This window comes from Filimonas effusa (assembly GCF_004118675.1).
GTDB lineage: Bacteria > Bacteroidota > Bacteroidia > Chitinophagales > Chitinophagaceae > Filimonas > Filimonas effusa.
This window is the reverse complement of record NZ_SDHZ01000002.1, coordinates 587,684-607,635: the sequence shown is the minus strand read 5'-3', so window position 1 is coordinate 607,635 and position 19,952 is coordinate 587,684. Positions and strand designations below refer to the sequence as shown.

Here is a 19,952-nt window from a genome sequence, read left to right as displayed (position 1 = left end):
TCATTCAAGCAACCTTATAGACCTGGGCAAGGATCGTTGTTTAATAGAAGCATGCTTACATCAAACCAATGTTATATGTTTTGAATACCGCCAGGGTAATGTTTAAAAGAAATATTTTTCATTATAGCATAAATAGCGTCTTTTCTTATGTGGAATGAAGCGCCTTTTGCGTCTCATTATAAACGCTACAACTATGCAAGCCAAAAACATTCTGCAAGCCGACTTCCTCGACATTTTGTTCGAGAATAGAAACCAGTTATACGGTGCTTATACTTTACGGAAAAATTATAATAAAAGATTGATGGCATCGTTGGGGATCATGACTGCCCTTTGTAGTCTCTTTTATGCAAGTACATTATTCGCGGGCGGAGCTGATAAGAATGCAGCACTCCAGTTTAATGAGATAATAATAGAGACAGAGGCGATACCTCCTAAAGAAGATGCCATCCCCGAGCCACCTGCTCCACTGCCTACACCACCGGCAGAACTGGAAGATGTTAGTACTGTCAGGAGTACAACGTTAACCATTGTGGAAGATTCAAAAGTAAATCCGGAAAACGAAGTACCCCCGGTAGAAACAATTGAAACTGCCATCATTAGTAATGTGAATCATCTGGGCACTGCTACCGACCCAGGTTTGGTGGCGCCACCGGTAGCTACCGGCCCTGGAACAGGAAGTGGTAGTATCAAGGGAACCGGCATGGAGGTTTTGAATGATGGTCCTGTTGTTACTGTAAGTATTCAGGCACGTTTCCCCGGTGGCACAGATGCCTGGCGCAGATTCCTCGAGAAAAACCTGAACAGGGATGAACCCGTTGCCAATGGCGCGGCTCCCGGAAGCAAGTTGACAGTTATCGTTTCTTTCGTAGTAGATAGAGACGGAAACGTATCGGACGTAAAAGCAGAAAATGATCCCGGGTACGGTACCGCAGCCGAAGCGGTAAGAGTCATCAAAAGAGGTCCGCAATGGATGCCTGCCGAACAAAATGGCCGTAAGGTGATCTATCGTCAGCGCCAGTCCATCACCTTTATGGTTGACGAAGAATAAGCAAACATTCCCATCCTGCCAGCCTTTGTCTTATTTTTGCAGATTAACAGAATAAGACATGCTTGGAAAACTGGCAGGATGGGATGATACAATAGCGGCGCTGGCCACACCACAAGGCACAGGCGCTATTGGCGTTATAAGGGTAAGCGGTTCGCAGGCCATCAGTGTATTGGATGGCCTTTTTCCCTCTAAAAAGCTACAGGAGCAGCCCACACATACCTTACATGTAGGCTTCCTGAAACAAGGAGAAACGGTGCTGGACGAAGTTGTGCTGGCGTTATTCAAAGCCCCCCGTTCCTATACCGGCGAAAATGTAGTAGAGATCTCCTGCCACGGTTCTCATTACGTTCAGCAGCAGATATTACAATGTCTTGTCAGCCAGGGCGTTCGTATTGCCAAACCTGGTGAATTCACCCAGCGTGCCTTCCTGAACGGCAAACTCGACCTGGTACAGGCCGAATCTGTAGCCGATCTCATTGCCAGTAATACCGAAGCCAGCAAAAAGCAAGCCCTGCAAAATATGCGTGGCGGCTTCTCCGGCATTATAAAGCAGCTCCGTGACCAATTGCTGTCGTTTTCCGCCCTTATAGAGCTTGAGCTGGACTTTTCCCAGGAAGACGTGGAATTTGCCGATAGAACCCAGTTATTTGCCCTTTTAGAGAAGGCTTCTGTACAGGTTAGTAAGCTGCTTCAATCATTCCGCCTGGGCAACGTCATCAAAAATGGCGTCCAGGTAGCCATCATAGGGAAACCTAACGCCGGCAAATCCACCCTCCTGAACACCTTGTTACAGGAAGAACGCGCCATCGTAAGTGATATTGCCGGTACCACCCGCGATACCATCGAAGAAATATTAAACATCAACGGTGTTCTTTTCCGCCTCATAGATACTGCCGGCATCCGCGAGCACACCAGTGATGTCATAGAAACCATAGGTGTTGAAAAAAGCCTCGCCAAAATGCGTGAAGCCGATGTGGTCCTCTATCTCTACGATGTAACCCAAACCACTTCCGTTGAACTGGAGGTAATGGCCATGCAATTGCAGGAACAACAGATCCAATACCTGCTGGTAGGTAATAAGGCCGATGCGGCAACTATGGCATTACCTGCCGCTGCTAACACCATTTATATTTCAGCAAAAGAAGGAGAAGGTATCGCCGAACTGCAACAGAAACTCTTCGGCATGGCTGTAGAGGATAGTATAGAAAAAGATCAAACTATTATCACCAATGCCCGGCATGTAGAGGCATTGCAGAAGATAGAATCCTCGCTGCATGAAATTCGTAGTGGTTTGCAGAACGGCCTTCCGGGCGATCTTGTAGCACTGGATATAAGGCATTGCTTACATTACCTGGGCCTCATTTCAGGGGAGTTAACTTCTGAGGATCAATTAGATTATATATTCAGTAAATTTTGCATAGGTAAGTGATTGCCTTTTTCAAGATGCTTTACTGTTCTCTATAAAGCTGTAACCCATCATGACAAATATCGAAAGAACTACTTCTGAGAATAAGCATTTTCAAATATTGGTAGCTGAATTGGATCGTGACCTTGCGAAGCGTAACGGTGATGCCAATGATTTCTTTATGCAATATAACTCCATAGATCTTTTGAAAAACGTGGTTGTTGTTTTCATAGATGGAACCCCTGTCGGCTGCGGCGCAATGAAAGTATATGATGACTCAGCAATGGAGATAAAACGCATGTTTGTTTCCGCAGAACAGCGAAGCAAAGGAATAGCTTCTGCCATACTGTGTGAACTGGAGGCATGGGCAAAAGAGCTGGGTTATAAAAAGTGTATTTTGGAAACTGGCAACAAGATGCCGGAAGCCATTGCGCTTTATAGAAAAGCAGATTATACCGTTATTCCCAATTACGGGCAATATGCATCAATAGAAAGCAGCATCTGCTTTGAAAAATCTTTATGAATAATTAGCGCTGACAATTACCGATAGTATGTTTGCATGCCGTGTTGATGTATCCTGATTACTTCATAACTTGACCCGACAAATTGAAAGTTTGCTGTAAGATGTTTTGCAGTTTAGATAATTCATAGTCGTTTAGAGCGCTTCGGTCGTACCATATTTTCCTATTCTTATCAATAAGGTAAAGTTGAGGAATTGCTTCTGCTTTATATTTTCTATCCAAGGTATCATTAGACTTGAGATGCAAGCCAACTAAATTGTATTTCTCTTTTACTTTGGTAAACGCTTCATAACTTTTATTTCTGTTAACATAGATAACCACAACCTCATTTTGCGGTAAATTCTTTATCATATTTGTAAGTGCTGGAAACTCCTGAATACAAGGAGCGCAATAAGATGCCCCAAAGTTAATCAGGATGTATTTGTTTTTGAAATCACTTGACTTAACCTGCTTCCCCGAAAAATCTTTTGCGGTAAATTCCGGAGCAGTACCTTGCTCTTCCCGTATCTTTCGGTCTCTCAAAATTGTTAGTGCTTGCCGTCCTTCGTAACTATTTTTGAACTCAGCCGGAAATGTGGCAGAATAAAAATTCAGGAGACTATCCACCGTAACTAGTTTTGAATTCAAAAATGAACCACAAAACATGTAAAATGAAAAGTATAGATTTCCATTGTTTTTGATAACAACGTATAGAATAATCTCCGGTAGTGGTGTAAGACTACTCTCGTCAGCTGTTTCACAAATGACGGCATTAGCTTAATTTTAGGTACAGTTCTTACCTGTTAATCTTACCCGGCTAAAGTAAATTTATCGGCATGTGTAGTATGATTTCCTCCCATCATCATTTGAACCAAAACAATTTGCTGCCTATCCGGATTGTTTCACCGGGCTTTGGGCATCTTTCCCCGGAGGTTACTGAAAGAGGTGAACTGGTACAGCATTTACCTTATTACTTTTTTCTCTTTGTGATTGAGGGGTTCAGCCAGTGCAGCGTCGACATGAAGCAGCTTAATGTTGAGAAACATGAATTGTTGTTCCTGATGCCACACCAGGTCAGACAGTTGCCAACTTCATCACATGCGAGTGATTATTATAAATTAGGCTTTGATGAAGAATGTCTCTCGAGGCTGCCTAAGCAATATCCGTTTCTTCTGAATCCGCTTAATAGGCAGAAAATACATTTTTCTCCTGCTGCTGCTGTCCGTGTAACTATTATTTTTAATATACTCTCGTCTTTATTAGGCTCCACTGATGCTGATCCTGAAATTATTCTGGCTCATTTAAATAGTTTGCTGACGGAGATTAACACTACTTATTTCGGATCAGAAAGACAGTTGTCCGATGACAGACTTGATAAATTTATCGGGTTCAAAGTTTTTGTAGAGGAAAATCTGACAGATCATCCAACAATCAGGAGTATTGCAGAGGAGCTTGGAGTGAGTACTGATAGTTTATACCAAATTGTTAAATACTATTCCGGTCTGTCGCCCAAGGAATTTTTGACAGATCGTTTGATGCTGGAGGCCAGACGCCGGATGCACTATGGGCAAAAGTCTTCTGTTAAAGAACTGGCTTTTGAATTAGGATTTAGCGATCCAGACTATTTCTCCCGTTTGTTTAAAAAAAATACTGGTAAAACAGTAGCTGAATTTTTTCAGGATTTGTCCTGAATCTGCCGGTTTTTGTCCAGCTCTTTTTCTCCTGTTGCCACGAGTTTTGTTCAAAACAAAATAAATAGGTATGAGCATTCAGTTGGGTAAAATATTGATAACGGGAGCGACCGGCCTTGTTGGAGCACGATTGGTACCACGTCTGCAGAAAATGGGTTGGGAATGTGTTGCATTGGTGCGAAAGGGGAAAAATGTTCCATCGGGCATAACAATGATGGAGGGAGATTTATTTGATACGCCTACGCTGGCGCAAGCAGTGAAAGGTGTATCGGCAATTATCCACCTTGCCGCTGTTTTTCGCACTCAAGACACAGATTTGATTTGGAAGAGTAATCTGGAAGGTACCCATAACCTTATTATGGCCGCAAAAGAACATAATCCCGGTGTCCGCTTTATTTTTGCAAGTACCAATCATGTATACAATATAAATAATTCGCACCCGGGCTGTGAAGAGGATGTCGTTGAGCCGCAACATCCATATCCTGCCAGTAAAGTGGAGGCTGAAAAAGAGCTACGCGTAAGTGAACTTAACTGGTCTATTCTAAGGTTTCCCTTTGTCTACGGCGATGCCGACGGACATCTGGAATCGTTACAGGGGCATGCTATAGCAGGAAAGATGCATCCTGCTATGAAAATAAGTACCATCCACCACCTTGATATTGCCACCGCAATGAATGTAGTTCTTGCAGGCGCCATGGATAGAAGAATCGTTAATATTACAGATGAAGCTACGCTTTCGGTGTATGAGCTGATCCAAATCGCTGGTGGAAAAATGGAGCCGTCAGCTGAACCTCTTCAAAACCCCTGGCATCTTCATGCAGATGGTTCGCTTGCCCGTAGCCTTGGCTTTCAACCGATGATCAGGACCGTTTATCAGGCTGCGCAGGAGAATTTATTGTAATTTTTGTTCCCGTTTTATGTTCCGGATCGATAAGAGGTGATCGACCAGGTGTGCTTCCGGATCGGTTAAAAAAGATGTCCTGGATGCCCCTCCATTTGTTATATTACAGTATGGATAAGCCTTTTAAAACACTGCACAGGTAAGTGCTCTCTTTTTATTAAAAACATGGGAAGAACACAAAACTTTTTTGAATATCAGAAAATGCTGGCAGATGAATATGCCGGCCTTGATCCCAGGCGATTACTATACTTATGCGCAATCCTGACCGGGCATGAAATAGCTGCGGTAGACCACGCGCTGGCATCTCCTAAATATGCGGTATTCCGGGAGCTGTTCACGCTTGCACATAAAGTGATAGCATGTGCTGGAGAAGATGTAGAAGGGCCTGTGATAGACCAATGCCAGCGGGACCTTTCTGAGGCTTGTCGTAAATTCTCCCGTAAAAGTAAATTTCCGGACGCCGATAAACAAAGTTTGTCGGCGTGTGCGGAAAAACTTCTTTATTTTATTCATTATTTAAAAACAGAAGATCCGCTATACCTTCTTCATACGCTGGAACAAATGCAAACACTTGATACCGCAACGCTGGCGGCATATGGCGATCAACTGATACTGCTAAGCCGGTTGAAATCTTTTCTTAAACTCTGAAAGTGCTTTTCGGATCATTAAAAAGCGATCAAAGCGGCTCAACAGCCACTATCAGCCTCATAATTACATCCTGCGTCGATGCTGCCGGTAATCCACCGTCTCAAAAGACACTTGCAAAGCCACTGTTGTCATTAGTTGAAGGTGTGGTTACGCCAAACATCCGGGCCTGTATAAGCAGATAACAGGTATCACAGCTATAAGGGTTTTGGTGCTTGATAAACTGAAGCAGCACCTGGTTTTAATAGCACCAATGCTGCAATGCCGCAACAATTTCAAAGGAAAAGACGTTTCATTGCAGTAGCAAGCGAAAAGCTTCTTCATTGTATTCTTCTAACTTTGGTGCTGTTTTTTTTATTTTGCACCAGGAAGCCAATTAAACAAGTATTGAACGACCAGCCAAAACACGCGACACAGTTGTCTCCGGGAGATGATCTTTATCTGCGCATCGCCGGGGGCGATGAACAGGCTTTCAGGCAGGCGTACCACCTGTTTAAATCCCGCCTTTTTTTTCACGCCCGGCAATTTCAGCTGGAATGGGATGAAATAAAGGACGTAGTGGCCGATGCTTTTATAGCGCTTTGGAATGCCCGAGCGCAGCTCCAGTCTAATGAACACCTGAAAAATCTCCTGTATTTCGCCGTTAGAAACCACGCACTGAAGCTGCTGGAGTCCAAAAGTCGCCGGAATGCCTTTCTTAATACCCTTCAGGAGCCGGAACAGACTTCAGTCGATACAGACGTCAGCCATAGAATAATTGAGGCCGAAATGAGCCATTTACTCACGGAGGCCATTTCTGAACTGGGCCCCGATTATCGCCGTATTTTCGAATTATCCTATTATGAAGGGAAAAATCCCCGCGAAATAGCCGCGATCCTTGATGCTAACCCGGCTACTGTGCGAAGCCAGAAACGCCGCGCCATAGAAATGTTACGGAGCTGGATCCAAAAAAGAACCTTCCTGCTCCTTCTTTCCATATCAATTTTAAACGCCGACTGGCAGCTGCTAAAAAAAATTCTGACTTTTTTGGCACGAAAAGGTTAGCCGGCGGTAATAATACATGATAGCATCAGATATGTCATATTCCGAAACCGAAATAGCGCAACTGCTTTTGAAACAGCTGAGTGGTGAAATAACACCACAGGAAGCCCTTATGCTGCAGGAATGGCTTGGGCTATCACCAGCTAATGAGCAGTTATATCATAAGCTGCTGCAGCGCTCCCGGTGGCCTTCGCGGCTGCTGGAATTTGAAGAAGCAGCCAGGCAGGCTGAAGATGCGAAAGCGCCTGAGCTCTATGCGAAAAAAGAGAAAAGCGCTTCTGGCGGCAGGTTGCGCCCCTTGTGGAGCCTCCCCCGGCGGTATGCTGCGGTATTATTTCTTTTATTGGGAGCAGCCGGTGTAATATTCATAACGCTGTATAAAAAGGTGCCGGATGCGCAGTTGGTTGTATCAAAACCGCAATTGGCGCCTGCGGCTCAGAAGGCCACGCTTACGCTTGCAGATGGTACAATAATAGAGCTCGACGATAACCCCGATGGAACCATTGCCCGGCAGGGGAATGCTTCTGTAATAAAAACAAGTGACGGCAGTATCCGCTACGAACCCAATGGCGCTTCAACAGGGAAGGTGATGATGAATACAATGAGCACCCCAAAGGGAGGGCAATATCACCTCACACTTCCTGATGGTACAAAGGTTTGGCTGAATGCAGCGAGCTCTGTTACCTATCCCGCTGCCAATATCGCCGGTGTTCGTAACATCAAAGTAACCGGCGAGGTATATCTCGAGGTGGCACACGATAAAACAAGGCCGTTTATTGTTGATGTTGCAGGAGAAGAACAGGTAGAAGTGCTGGGCACGCAGTTTAATGTTAATGCTTATAAGGATTATGACGCTATTAAAACCACCCTCGTGGATGGGAAGGTGAAAATTATCAATAAGCTGAAAGCCTCCGATGCTGTGATGCTGGCACCCGGACAGCAATCTGTTCAGGGAACGGGCAGGGGAGCAACACAGGCGCTCAGTGTTGTAAATGCCGATTTGCAGCAGGTACTGGCCTGGAAAAATGGTGTTTTCGATTTTAACGGCGCCAGCTTTCAAACGGTTATGAAAGAAGTGGAAAGATGGTACGATATAGAGGTAAAATACGAAGGTGCAATACCGGTTATCAGGTTTGAAGGTAAAATGGATAGAGAAGTGAAATTACCTGGTCTTATAAGATTCCTGAATGGCTACGGCATTCATGCCACGCTCGAAGGCAAAACACTTATTATAGAAAATAAATAACTATATATGACCTGATAAAGATCTTGTCCACACAAAAAAAGCCAGTAATGCGGGAACATCACTGGCCGGAATGTTTGGATAATGTAAACCAAAACGAGTCTTCGCGGACTGCTTATTTCACAACCAAACTGCATAAAAGTATGCTAAAAACTGCATTTTGTAGATGGTTTCCCTATGGGGATAACCGTTCTCGTTTCCAAACCCTGTTAGCTATGAGACTAACGATACTACTCGTTACAGTGGCGTTTTTAAATGTAAGCGCAAAAGGCATTTCTCAGAAGGTTTCCTTTGCCGGGAAAAATACTTCTCTGAAGACTGTTTTTTCTGAAATAGAAAAGCAAACAGGCTATGTTTTTCTGTATCCGGAAAATACTTTGAAAATAGCACGGCCGGTAACTATCCAGGCAACGGATAAGCCTTTGCTGGAATTCCTGGAAGAGCTCTTTGCGCATCAGCCGCTTCGCTATTCTATAGAAAGCAAAACCATTAGTATTACTACTGCACCGGCGGTTCCGGTTAAAAAGAACATAGTGCCGGAGCTACAGGCATATCTGCCGCCACCGCCTGTTTCCGGAATCGTAAAAGACTCCGCAGGCAAGCCGCTGGCAGGCGTAACTGTTTCAGTGGTTGCACCCGGCAGAGGTACTTATGCCGCTACCACTACCGATAATAAAGGCCACTTTGAAATAGTGGCCAATAAAGGCGAGAAATTAACTTTCGCGCTCATCGGCTATGCACCGCATACGGTCTCTGTTGGCGAGAGAACATCGTTTGAAGTAGTGATGACTGCTACAGTATCCGAACTCTCCGAATTGCTCATTCAGTCTGTAAACACCGGTTATCAGCGCATACGGCCCGAGCAAAGCACCGGCGCCGTAGCACAGCTCAGCACAAAAGAATATGAATCCAGGATCAGTACTAACTTCATAGATGGCCTGGTGAACAGGATGCCGGGTTTAATGATCAACAATAATATCTCTTTTACCAGCACTACGCCCGGAAGTACCAGTTCCAACTCCAGGAGCCTGTTTAACATCCGTGGTATTTCAACCATGTCCGCAAATCAAAGCCCTTTGATTGTGGTAGATGGTTACCCTACAGAGCTAACGCTGGATATGCTCGATCCCAATGAGATCAAATCTGTAACCATCCTGAAAGATGCCGCCGCAGCCACGGTATACGGTGTGCGTGCTTCCAACGGGGTGATCGTGATAGAAAGAAAACAGGCTGCTTTAGGTAAGCCCAGGTTTTCATTCCGCGCTACTGCCGGTATGACACCCGAAGAAAACTATAGCCGCTACAGGTGGGCATCCGATGCTTCCGCTATCGCTGTAAACTTTCAGAAAGATATTTACGCTTCAGGCATCAACGCCAGTACCTGGGGCTTATTGAATACCAATAGCCAGGGTACTACATCCCGTAACCCTGTTTATTACATCATGGCCCAGGAAGCCGCCAAGGTTATTACACCATACCAGGCCCAGCAGGCATATGCCAGTTTGCTCAGTTATGATAACCTCAACGATTACAGCAGGCTGTTTAAGCGCTCGGCATTGACGCAGACTTATAATTTCAATGTCTCCGGCGGCACTGGTAATGCGTTATACTATATAACTGCCAACTATACCCGCAACCGCCTGTCGGATATCAAAAACGATAACAATAAGTTCTTGCTTTCCGCCCGCAGTACACTTAAATTGTCCCAGCGCCTTTCCCTGGAGCTGACGACCGATTACCAGGAACATCGTGTGAATAATGTTCCTGTGCCTTCTCCAACTTCTACGCTTTCTTATGAACGCTTCGAAGATGCAAACGGTAATCCTTCATTTGTATCGGGTTCAGGACTTACGCCTTTCTACAACGACGCGCTGGTTGCTATGGGTTTGCAGAATCAACTCTACTATCCATTACAGGAAATAAATGAGGTGAGCGATAAAACCCGTACCATTAATAACCGTATCACAGCTAATTTCAATTATAACATTGGCAGTGGTTTCGATTTGTCTTTCGGCGGCATTTATGAAACATCCCGCTCCGATTTCCGCCACCTGGCAAGTGCTGCGTCTTTTCAAACCAGGAATGCCATCAACCTGTATACTACGCAGAATACAGATGGTACAATTAAGCTTAATGTGCCCAAAGGCGATCTGCTGCAACGCGAAGCTTCCAATACCTCCAGTTATACAGGACGTGCTCAGCTGAACTATAATAAGAGAATAGGATCTCTGCATTCTGTTAACGCCATATTGGGTGCTGAAATAAGGAACGTTATAAACAGCAGTAACCTCACATCGCAGTTTGGTTACAATGATCAGACCTTGCTGCTGCAGCCGGTAGACTATGCCAGTATCTTTACAGGTGTTATTAAGAACCCGTTTGGCATCTCTACCAATGCGCTTTTTAGCGATTATTCCAACTTATTCAACGAGCAATATACCGAAGACCGGTTTTTGTCAGGCTACGCCAACGTTGTGTATTCTTTTAAAAATACATACTCGCTTACAGGAAGTATGCGTATAGACCAGTCAAACCTCTTTGGTACAAACCCTAAGTACAAATACAAGCCGCTTTGGTCACTGGGTGCTGCATGGAATATCCATAAAGAAAGCTTTATGCAGGATATCGACTGGATCAATACCCTTAAGCTGCGCGTTGCCTATGGCTTCAATGGAAACGTAGCTAAAATGTCGCTGCCGCAGGTGATAGCGCAGTCTACACTGAACTATAATACTTCACCAACTTCTCAGGCGCTCAGGTTGCTGTCTTATGCAAACAGTAGCCTGCGTTGGGAGCAAACAAGAAGTACAAATATTGGTCTTGACTATCGCTTTTCTAATAATATTTATGGTACTGTAGATTATTATAAAAAGAAAAGTACCGATCTGTTAGGTAATGCGCAGATCGATCCAACCATAGGAGCAAGCCCATCGTTGATAAACCAGGCAACCATCGATAACAGCGGCCTGGAGCTGAGCCTGCATGCCGATTGGATCACTACTTCTAAATTTAACTGGAACACTGGCTTCGTGCTTGGCCGTAACACCAGCAAAGTGTTATCGGTTTACCGTACAGGCGACTACAACCCCAGAACGCTTAATGTACTGGGATATGTAAAAGGATATCCTGTAGGTGCTCAGTTTGCTTTTGGCTATGCCGGACTGGATACAGCAGGTTATCCTTTGATGGTGAACGACAGGGGACAGTATTATCGTACAAATATCGCCAGCTCAACATCTCCTACTGCTATCGCGTCTAAAAGCGATACATCGGGCCTTACCAGGTATGCAGGTACTTCTATCCCTACCATCAATGCAGGGTTAAGCAACCGTATAGATATCGGGAACTTTTACATCTTCTGCATGATCAACTATTATGGCGGATTTAAAGTAAGGGTACCAAGGCCTACTCCAAACACACAAAGACCATTGGAGGGCGCAGGTAATTACTGGAAAAAACGTGGCGACGAAGCCACCACCGACGTAATGAACCTGGCAGGCTTCTACGGCAATACCATGGCGCTTGATGCATATAACTATGCCGATGCTTATGTTGTAAATGGAGACTATATAACACTTGGCGATCTCACCGTTTCCTATAGCCTTGATAACAGTAAGTTTATCAAAAAAATAGGCTTTAGTCATTTTGAGATAAAATGCCAGGCTTCTAATCTCTGGACAGTAGGGTTTAATAAATACAACTACAGTATGGCTACTGGCAGTTATGCCAAGTCGTACCTGACGCCTACTTACACCCTTGCCATTTTTACCAACTTCTAAAATGCAGACAAGTGAAACAGCATAAATATTCTTTTATATACATTGTTCTTTGTGGCCTGGTTTTAACCGGATGCGACAAGTACCTGGATGTGCAGCCCAAAGGCAAAACAACGCTTACAACGGTAACCAATTACGATCAATGGCTCAACGATCCCAGCCTTAATAATGGATTTGGAGCTCCTACTGGCACCGCAGGTTATCTGGGCGATAATGTCGATGTCCCCAGTATCACCAATCCGCCTATTCAGCCTGCAGAATTGCTGTATACATGGGCACCCCAGTTTTCCAGCGATCTCAACGTCGCCCCCTTATTCTGGGCAGAGCACTATACCAAGATCAATCAATATAATACTGTATTGTTGGGAATAGATGACGCCACAGGTGGTACCAACGCTCAGAAAAGAAGCCTGAAGGCCGAAGCCTTATTAGGCCGTGCATTGGAATACTTCTACCTGGTTAATTTATATGGTAAACCTTACGATTCCACCACTGCCGCTACAGACCTGGCTGTACCTTTCGTTACTTCTAACGAGGTTGTGCAGGTGGTACCGCCGCGAACTACGGTTGCAGCACTTACCAGCCAGATCATAGAAGATATAAATACCGCCATTCCCGATCTTCCGCTCGATAACAGCAGCAACAGACTGCGCGCCTCCAGAGCAGCAGGATATAGCCTTCTCGCAAGGATCTATCTCTATGCCCGGAACTACCGCGATGCCAGGAAGAATGCCGAACTGGCTTTGGAAAATACAAGGGCCGTAATGCTCGATTTCAATGAAGCCGCTCCTGCGTCTCCATTGTTAAGCATCCGTGGCGATGTTATCTATGGTAGAATGGTGCTGGGTTACATCACGCCAACTCTCGACTTCATGCGCTCTTTCGCAACCAACGACCTGCGTGTAAGAGCACTATACCGCAGTACCGATAGCTATACGTTTACTACAAGAGGGGCCACTATTTATATTCCGCAACTGGTAACACTCAATTACCAGTATATGAATACAGGAACCTCCGTTCAGGAAATGAAGTTGATTATTGCAGAATGTGCCGCGCGTAACAATGAACTTACTGTTGCCTTGCAACAACTGGATGAACTGCGTAAGAACAGGATTGCTAAAGCTACTTACGCCGCTTTCCAGTCTGCCAGCCAGGAAGAAGTGTTCCAGGAAGTGATGAAGGAACGAAACCACGAATTGCCCTTCAATGGACTGCGCTGGTTCGATATGCGCCGCCTCGATAAAGAGAACAGGATGGGCCCTGTAAACAGGTATAACGCCCAGGGCGCCGTTGTTGCTACGTTACAGCCGCATAGCGATCGGTATACCTTGCAGATACCTGTTCAGGTGCTGGTTTATAATCCCGATATGCAACAAAATCCATAACCACAAGACTATCTACCATGCATAAAATATATATAGCTATATACACCTGTTTCATTGTACTGCTGGCAGCGTGCAGCAAAAACAGTGAGCGGGCTGCTTTGCCCAATGGCAGCATCTCCATTCAATTGAATGCAAATAAGGATACCATCGAAATGCCGGTCTCTGTAGCTAAAGATTCTACCGTTGTCATAAGCTTGAAAGCGGCGTTGAATGGCACTGCTTCAGCATCGGATCATTGGGTGAATTTTGCTGTCGACAGTACTAAAATAGGCGATTACCGCGCCCGTTACGGCGCTGCAGTGCTGCTGCCCCGTAATGCCTATCTCTTCTATAAATCCATGACGCGCCTGCCCGCAGGTGCATCGCTTTCCGATTCCGCGCAGTTGAACTTTATACTGCAAACTAAACTGGAAGGATACACTACCTATGTATTGCCTATAGTTATTCAATCTGTTGATGGTACCGTCGATGGTGCAGCAACAAGCCAGGTCTTATACCTGGTGTTTAAAACAGGTAAACCCGTTTCCATCAGTAAAGTAGGTTGGACTATCGCCGGATTCTCGTCGGTGAATGGCACGTTTGTCGCAACAAATGTACTGGACGATAACAATACTACTACCTACTGGACAAGCAACATCGCCCAGAAAATGCCGCAATGGGTGGCCATCAACTTCAATAAAGACATAACCTTTTCTGCGGTGAATTATTACCTGCCTACTGCCTTGGCCTATCCCAGCAACGGCGGATACCCCACATCCATTCTCATAGAAACCAGCATGAATGGTACTGCCTGGGAAAATAAAGGCACGTTTGCAGGTAAAATAGCCAACAATATGCAAACCCTCAATACAGGTTTGATAACAGCGCGTTACCTGCGCTTTACTGTCCTCGAATCAGTAAAATACGCTTCCACATATGACGCAATTTTTATCAGTGGTATAGCACTGGTTCCTTAAAATAAAATTATTACAATACAATAATAACCGAGATGACAAAGAATAGCTTACTGGCAGTGGTCTGCTGCCTTCCGCTGGGCCTCATGGCGCAGAAGGGTTTTACAATTCGTGGCAAAGTGGGCACACTCGATGCTCCGGCAATGGCCTTTCTCAGCTATAAAGAAGCAGGCAAAGAGGTGCGCGACTCTGTAACATTGAAGAAAGGGAATTTCGTTTTTAACGGGAAACTGAACAACCCCACCCAGGCTTCCCTTCGTATTAACCACGATACCATTACCAGGCCTAAATTTGCCCCGCAGGATGACCTGTATTTTTATATCGAAAATTCAGTGATTACCATTACGGCGAAAGACTCGGTAACGCATGCCGTTGTAAAAGGCTCCGTTACCAATGAAGAAGATGCTATGTTAACCCGCCTGAGAAGGCCATATAAGAAAACTGCCGACTCCCTGATGGCGGCATATCAGGCTAAAACCCCGCAGGAGCGTAACGATAGCACATTCAAAAAAGTCGCCGGTGCCATTATGAAAGAAACGCAGTCAGGATACGATAGCGTGTCCGCTAAGTTCATAAAGGATCATCCCGGTTCTTACATTGCCCTGCAAACCTTCTTTTACCAGGAGGTAGGATATAACTTCAATCCGGATACAGCTGCAGTAAGGTTTGCACGCCTTTCTCCTGAAATGAGAGCCACAGCCCTGGGTAAGAGAATTGAAGGTATGATCGACACCGGTCGCAAAACCAGCAGCGGCGCTATGGCCATGGATTTCTCCCAGCCCGATTCCACCGGTAAACTGGTGAAACTTTCCGACTACCGTGGTAAGTACGTGCTCGTCGACTTCTGGGCTTCCTGGTGTAAACCCTGCCGTGCCGAAAACCCTAACGTATTGGCAGCTTACAATAAGTTTAAAGAAAAGAACTTTACCGTACTGGGCGTTTCCCTCGACGAGGGTAAAAGGGCCTGGCTTCATGCTGTAGCACAGGACAAAATGCCCTGGACACAGGTATCTGATCTCAAAGGTTTTGAAAGCCCTTCTGCTGTCTTATATGGTGTAAAAGCGATCCCCACCAACTTCCTGATCGATCCCTCAGGAAAAATAGTCGCTAAAAACCTCCGCGGCGAAGACCTGGAGAAAGAATTAGCGACCATTATTAAATAAATCGCTATCATAACAAGCCGCATCTTCTTCAAAAGGTGCGGCTTGTTATAGTATTTGTCTCTTTCCCCCATGTTTGCTTGTCTGGTGTTCCATAGCCGCTATACCAAATTGCTTACGATGGCAAGAAAAACAGATGAAGTGCAAAGCCGGTCAGGTGCTTGCAAACGATCATTGTAGTTCTTTCACTACACGGCACGGGTTACCAACAGCCACAACATTGGCAGGTATATCCTTCGTCACTACAGAACCAGCGCCTATTACAGTATTGTCTCCGATAGTAACCCCGGGAAGAACCACTGTATTAGCTCCTATCCATACATTGTTGCCAACCCGTATGGGATAAGCATACTCAAGCCCCTTATTGCGCCGCTCCACATCCAGCGGGTGACCTGCTGTATAAAAACCGCAGTTAGGTGCTATAAACACGTTGTCGCCAAAACTGACCTTCGCACAGTCAAGTATAACGCAGTTGACATTGGAGTAAAAGTTCTCGCCTATTTCAATATTGTAACCGTAATCACAATAAAAAGGCTGCTCTACCAAAAACGACTGCCCTGTTACACCTAACAACTGTCGCAATAGCTTCTCCCGTTCTTGCTTCGATGCAGGAGGCAATTGGTTATAAGTATAGCATAGCGTCTTGGCAACTTCTCTTTCCTGTATCAGCTCCGCATCATAATTGGCATCATACAATTCTCCCCTCTGTGCTTTTTCTTTTTCACTCATCATAAAGTCCGGTTCATTTCGTGAATAAATTCAAGTTAAGCATTATACCGGAGCGGCCGTACAGGCCAATACAAACAAAATATGCCACGCCGCGGCTCAGCCAATCCTTTAAATACCGCTATCACATCAGCTTGGTAACCTCCCGCTTCAATGCCGCCGCCGCTTTATGCACCTGTTCTGTCCATTCCTCCGCAGCGCCGCCGTCAGCCCCATCCGATATATATTTCAGGCATAGAAACGGGATCTGTTCCTGCATTGCAATCCAGGCTATCGGAAATGCTTCCATGTCAATAACATTGTAAGCCGAGTGTTGATGTGCAATCTCAAAGCTGTCACCCGTACCACAGATCCCTTCCTGTAACTCCGGAGCCTGCAACCCATAAGTGAATACAGGGTCCAGATTCGAATAAGGTGTCTCAAATGGTTGGAAGCCCAGTGGCGTTACATCCATATCCCGCTGTATAAAACGGGTGCAGCAAACCACTTCGCCGCGCTTGAATGTATTACTCCCTGCCGAGCCAAGGTTAACGATAATGCCAGGCTTGTTTTCATATATCCTTTTGGTGATACGATAAGCCGCATTCACCTTGCCTATCCCCACCAGGTAAGGATCAAATTCGGTAAACGCTTCTTTCGCTTCATAATCCAGCGCAAATACAAACAAAGGGTTCTGATGCAACAGTTCGCTGAGTACTGCTTTATTCGAAGTAAGTATATCCATTCCCCAAAATTAGTCGCAGGCATTATATAGGGCAAATTCTGCTATAACAGGCGATTTAAACTATTTTTGACCTGTCTTTCCCTATTGCCCCCTCTGTTTAAAAGAACGCTTTATATACGGGCCATCAACCCGCCTTAAACCTGCACAGCACCTCCCGCACAACCCACAAATAACAAGTGGGATGCAAGTCCAAAAGCCCCAAAATGGGAAACTGTGACCCTCCTTAAATAAACAACTTTTGGCTAAATTCATACTTTGTGTCCTTTAATTATTTGAAAATCAATTTATTGTGTCTTTTTTAATAGCTCCCTCACATTACCTTCCACGGATTTGGCATGATTATTTTGCTATCGTCATAGCCTGATCCAGAACCCGAAAACGGGTACTTGAATACGCAGCGAAATGGACTTGACGGGTAAGCATAATCATCAAATAAAGCAGGATATTTATTTTTGACAAACAAGTAACACCTATGACATTAGCTCGCCGCAAAGTATTTTTAGCCGACGACGACACAGATGATCTGGAAATGCTGAATGAAATATTTATTGAACAGGAACCAACAATATCCGTAGTGTCCGTGTCTTCTGGAAAACAGGCAGTAGAATTACTGCTGCATTATACGAACGAGCAACTGCCCGGATTAGTCATAGTAGATTTTAATATGCCGGATATAACAGGAGCAGAACTGTTGGGCATGATCTGCAACGACAAACGCTACGCGCTCATTCCCAAGATAGTGTGGAGCACTTCAGATGCATCGCTCTATGAAACAATATGCAAGCAGAACGGCGCCACACACTACTTTAAGAAACCGGATACGATAGACGGAGTAGAAGCGCTTGCAAAACAAATGTTGTCTCTCTGTATTTAAGTTGCTATGTCCTTTGAAATAATTATAAAATGCCCGAAATTAAACCGCATACACTTGAGAACACTTCTGGTAATAACAGCGCCACACTGCTGAATTCCGTGAACATCATAGATCTTTTGCAGCATGCACCGGTCTTTTCCGCTGTTTTATCAGGCCCCGGAATGATAGTAAGTTTCGCCAGCGATTCAATGCTGGCTGCTTGCGTAGTAAATGAAGATATTGTTGGCAAACCATTGCTGGAAGTATTGCCAGGCCTCGAAAATCACTCGTTGCTCGATGCATTGTATAAGGTTTACAACGCAGGACAGGTAAAGCAGGGTAACGAAGAAAAGATCCCCGTGCTGAAAAATGGAAAGCCGGCAGAAGCATATTTTAACTATGTTTTTCAACCGGTCCTGCACAAGGAAGGGCAGATTTCAGGCGTCTCCGTTATGGCAACGGATATCACTGAACAGGTGATGGCAAGAATAAGAATGGAAGAACGTAAAGAAACTGATGTGTCATCCCGTAAAAAAGCTGAACAGGAGTTAAATGCCAACAAACGGCTCTACGAAGCGGTAACAAATACTACCCCCGACCTTGTTTATGTATTCAGTAAAGACTACAAGTTTATTTATGCCAATAAAGCCCTGCTCACTATGTGGGGCCGCACAGAACAGGAAGCGATAGGCTGCGGCCTGCTCGAGCTGGGTTATGAACCATGGCATGCCGAAATGCATGAGAGGGAAATCGACCATGTCGTTGCTACCGGCCAGTCCATAAGAGGTGAAGTGGCTTTCCCCCATGCAGTACACGGCAAGCGTATGTACGATTATATTTTTACACCCGTACTCAACGAGAAAGGAGAGGTGGAAGTTGTAGCAGGTACTACAAGAGATATTACCGAAATAAAAGCAGCAGAATTGGTGCTCGAAAAGTTGGTACAGGAAAGAACCAAAGAATTGCACCGCTCTAATGAAGCTCTCTTGAAATTTGCACATGTCGCCTCACACGATCTGAAAGAACCGGTTAGGAAAGTGAAAACTTTTATAAGCAGACTTGAAAAAGATCCTGAAACAGTCCTGTCTGAAAAAGGAACGACTTACCTCGGCAAAGTCTACAGTGCAGTCGATCGCATGTATAAAATGATAGAGGGTGTATTAACCTATTCTACCGTTGCTAACACGGAAGAAACCTATACGCAAATTGATTTGTGTGAAATCGTCAATGCTATTGAATCCGACCTGGAAGTACTGATCGAACAAAAAGCAGCAACAATCGAATGCCATTTTAATGCCGATTGTAAATTCCAGGGAGCACCGGGCCTTATCTATCAATTGTTTTATAATCTTATAAATAATTCATTGAAGTTTGCAAGAACAGAGGTATTACCCCTGATTACAATAACAGCCGGACCTGTTACTGTAAATGGCATCCCCCACCTCGGAATTGAAATGAACGACAATGGCATAGGTTTCTCACAAGCCCATGCCGATAAGATCTTCCAAACTTTCACAAGGCTGAATAGCAGAGATCAGTACGAAGGAACTGGCCTCGGATTGGCTTTGTGTAAAGAAATAGTGGAACGGCATCATGGCTCTATAACCGCTGCAGGAATAGAAGGAAATGGTGCCCGGTTCAATATTATGCTGCCACTGTAACCACAGCAAAAAAGATCCTGCCTGATATTTAGTCCACTAAATTTGTGGGTTTATTATAAAACCCTATATTTGTAGTCCAAAATCTTAATTTTTATGGCCACCAAACTAACTGAGCGATCGCTTCAGCTTTTTTGCATGTGTCACTACATGTCTTCTTTTCGTTGTTGTTGCTGACGCAACTTTATACATTCATTCCCCCAGCATGAAAAAGGGAAATACCAAAGTACTTCCCCCGGATTA

The 19,952-nt window shown here is 44.8% G+C and carries 17 protein-coding genes; 14 read left to right on the top strand and 3 right to left on the bottom strand.

Annotation, left to right across the window (positions count from 1 at the left end; all coding sequences use genetic code 11):
* The first annotated feature begins 193 nt into the window (after positions 1 to 193).
* Genes ESB13_RS13725 through ESB13_RS13715 form a run of 3 tightly spaced genes read left to right on the top strand, consistent with a single transcriptional unit; the run spans position 194 to position 2,976 of the window.
* Positions 194 to 1,048, top strand: a complete 855-nt coding sequence (locus tag ESB13_RS13725) for an energy transducer TonB (RefSeq protein ID WP_164974211.1) — start codon at positions 194 to 196, stop codon at positions 1,046 to 1,048.
* Positions 1,049 to 1,106: 58 nt separating this feature from the next.
* Positions 1,107 to 2,477: a tRNA uridine-5-carboxymethylaminomethyl(34) synthesis GTPase MnmE gene (gene mnmE, locus ESB13_RS13720; protein WP_129004205.1), complete on the top strand. Its 1,371-nt coding sequence runs from the start codon at positions 1,107 to 1,109 to the stop codon at positions 2,475 to 2,477.
* Between the two features lie 49 nt (positions 2,478 to 2,526).
* A complete protein-coding gene (locus tag ESB13_RS13715; RefSeq protein ID WP_129004203.1) occupies positions 2,527 to 2,976 on the top strand; it encodes a GNAT family N-acetyltransferase in 450 nt (149 codons plus the stop codon).
* 58 nt (positions 2,977 to 3,034) lie between these two features.
* Here the strand turns inward: ESB13_RS13715 and ESB13_RS13710 are convergent, their stop codons facing one another.
* Positions 3,035 to 3,580: a TlpA family protein disulfide reductase gene (locus tag ESB13_RS13710; protein ID WP_164974210.1), complete on the bottom strand. Its 546-nt coding sequence runs from the start codon at positions 3,578 to 3,580 to the stop codon at positions 3,035 to 3,037.
* Between the two features lie 209 nt (positions 3,581 to 3,789).
* Here ESB13_RS13710 and ESB13_RS13705 point away from each other — a divergent pair, with 209 nt between their 5' ends.
* From ESB13_RS13705 to ESB13_RS13665, 9 genes are all read left to right on the top strand, one after another.
* The gene (locus tag ESB13_RS13705) at positions 3,790 to 4,644 is read left to right on the top strand and encodes an AraC family transcriptional regulator (RefSeq protein ID WP_129004200.1); all 855 of its coding nucleotides are present in this window, start codon (positions 3,790 to 3,792) and stop codon (positions 4,642 to 4,644) included.
* A 70-nt stretch (positions 4,645 to 4,714) separates the two neighbouring features.
* A complete protein-coding gene (locus tag ESB13_RS13700; protein WP_129004198.1) occupies positions 4,715 to 5,545 on the top strand; it encodes an NAD-dependent epimerase/dehydratase family protein in 831 nt (276 codons plus the stop codon).
* A gap of 165 nt (positions 5,546 to 5,710) precedes the next feature.
* A complete protein-coding gene (locus ESB13_RS13695; protein WP_129004196.1) occupies positions 5,711 to 6,193 on the top strand; it encodes a hypothetical protein in 483 nt (160 codons plus the stop codon).
* 384 nt (positions 6,194 to 6,577) lie between these two features.
* On the top strand, positions 6,578 to 7,234 hold the full coding sequence (locus tag ESB13_RS13690) for an RNA polymerase sigma factor (protein WP_164974209.1): 657 nt from the start codon (positions 6,578 to 6,580) through the stop codon (positions 7,232 to 7,234).
* A 31-nt stretch (positions 7,235 to 7,265) separates the two neighbouring features.
* Positions 7,266 to 8,477: a FecR family protein gene (locus ESB13_RS13685; RefSeq protein ID WP_164974208.1), complete on the top strand. Its 1,212-nt coding sequence runs from the start codon at positions 7,266 to 7,268 to the stop codon at positions 8,475 to 8,477.
* A gap of 212 nt (positions 8,478 to 8,689) precedes the next feature.
* Entirely contained in the window at positions 8,690 to 12,253 is a 3,564-nt protein-coding gene (locus ESB13_RS13680) for a SusC/RagA family TonB-linked outer membrane protein (RefSeq protein WP_246022540.1), read from the top strand.
* An 11-nt stretch (positions 12,254 to 12,264) separates the two neighbouring features.
* Complete coding sequence (locus ESB13_RS13675) at positions 12,265 to 13,635, top strand: RagB/SusD family nutrient uptake outer membrane protein (protein ID WP_129004188.1); 1,371 nt, start codon at positions 12,265 to 12,267, stop codon at positions 13,633 to 13,635.
* Positions 13,636 to 13,652: 17 nt separating this feature from the next.
* A complete protein-coding gene (locus tag ESB13_RS13670; RefSeq protein WP_129004186.1) occupies positions 13,653 to 14,591 on the top strand; it encodes a BT_3987 domain-containing protein in 939 nt (312 codons plus the stop codon).
* 32 nt (positions 14,592 to 14,623) lie between these two features.
* The gene (locus ESB13_RS13665) at positions 14,624 to 15,751 is read left to right on the top strand and encodes a TlpA disulfide reductase family protein (RefSeq protein WP_129004184.1); all 1,128 of its coding nucleotides are present in this window, start codon (positions 14,624 to 14,626) and stop codon (positions 15,749 to 15,751) included.
* Between the two features lie 168 nt (positions 15,752 to 15,919).
* Here ESB13_RS13665 and ESB13_RS24195 read toward each other — a convergent pair whose 3' ends face one another.
* Both ESB13_RS24195 and ESB13_RS13655 read right to left on the bottom strand, forming a co-directional pair.
* On the bottom strand, positions 15,920 to 16,480 hold the full coding sequence (locus ESB13_RS24195) for a sugar O-acetyltransferase (RefSeq protein ID WP_129004182.1): 561 nt from the start codon (positions 16,478 to 16,480) through the stop codon (positions 15,920 to 15,922).
* A 118-nt stretch (positions 16,481 to 16,598) separates the two neighbouring features.
* Complete coding sequence (locus tag ESB13_RS13655) at positions 16,599 to 17,198, bottom strand: 5'-methylthioadenosine/S-adenosylhomocysteine nucleosidase family protein (RefSeq protein WP_129004180.1); 600 nt, start codon at positions 17,196 to 17,198, stop codon at positions 16,599 to 16,601.
* A 472-nt stretch (positions 17,199 to 17,670) separates the two neighbouring features.
* Between ESB13_RS13655 and ESB13_RS13650 the strand changes: the two genes are divergently transcribed.
* Both ESB13_RS13650 and ESB13_RS13645 read left to right on the top strand, forming a co-directional pair.
* Positions 17,671 to 18,072: a response regulator gene (locus tag ESB13_RS13650; RefSeq protein WP_129004179.1), complete on the top strand. Its 402-nt coding sequence runs from the start codon at positions 17,671 to 17,673 to the stop codon at positions 18,070 to 18,072.
* Between the two features lie 29 nt (positions 18,073 to 18,101).
* Positions 18,102 to 19,712: a PAS domain-containing sensor histidine kinase gene (locus tag ESB13_RS13645; protein WP_129004177.1), complete on the top strand. Its 1,611-nt coding sequence runs from the start codon at positions 18,102 to 18,104 to the stop codon at positions 19,710 to 19,712.
* Positions 19,713 to 19,952: the final 240 nt, after the last annotated feature.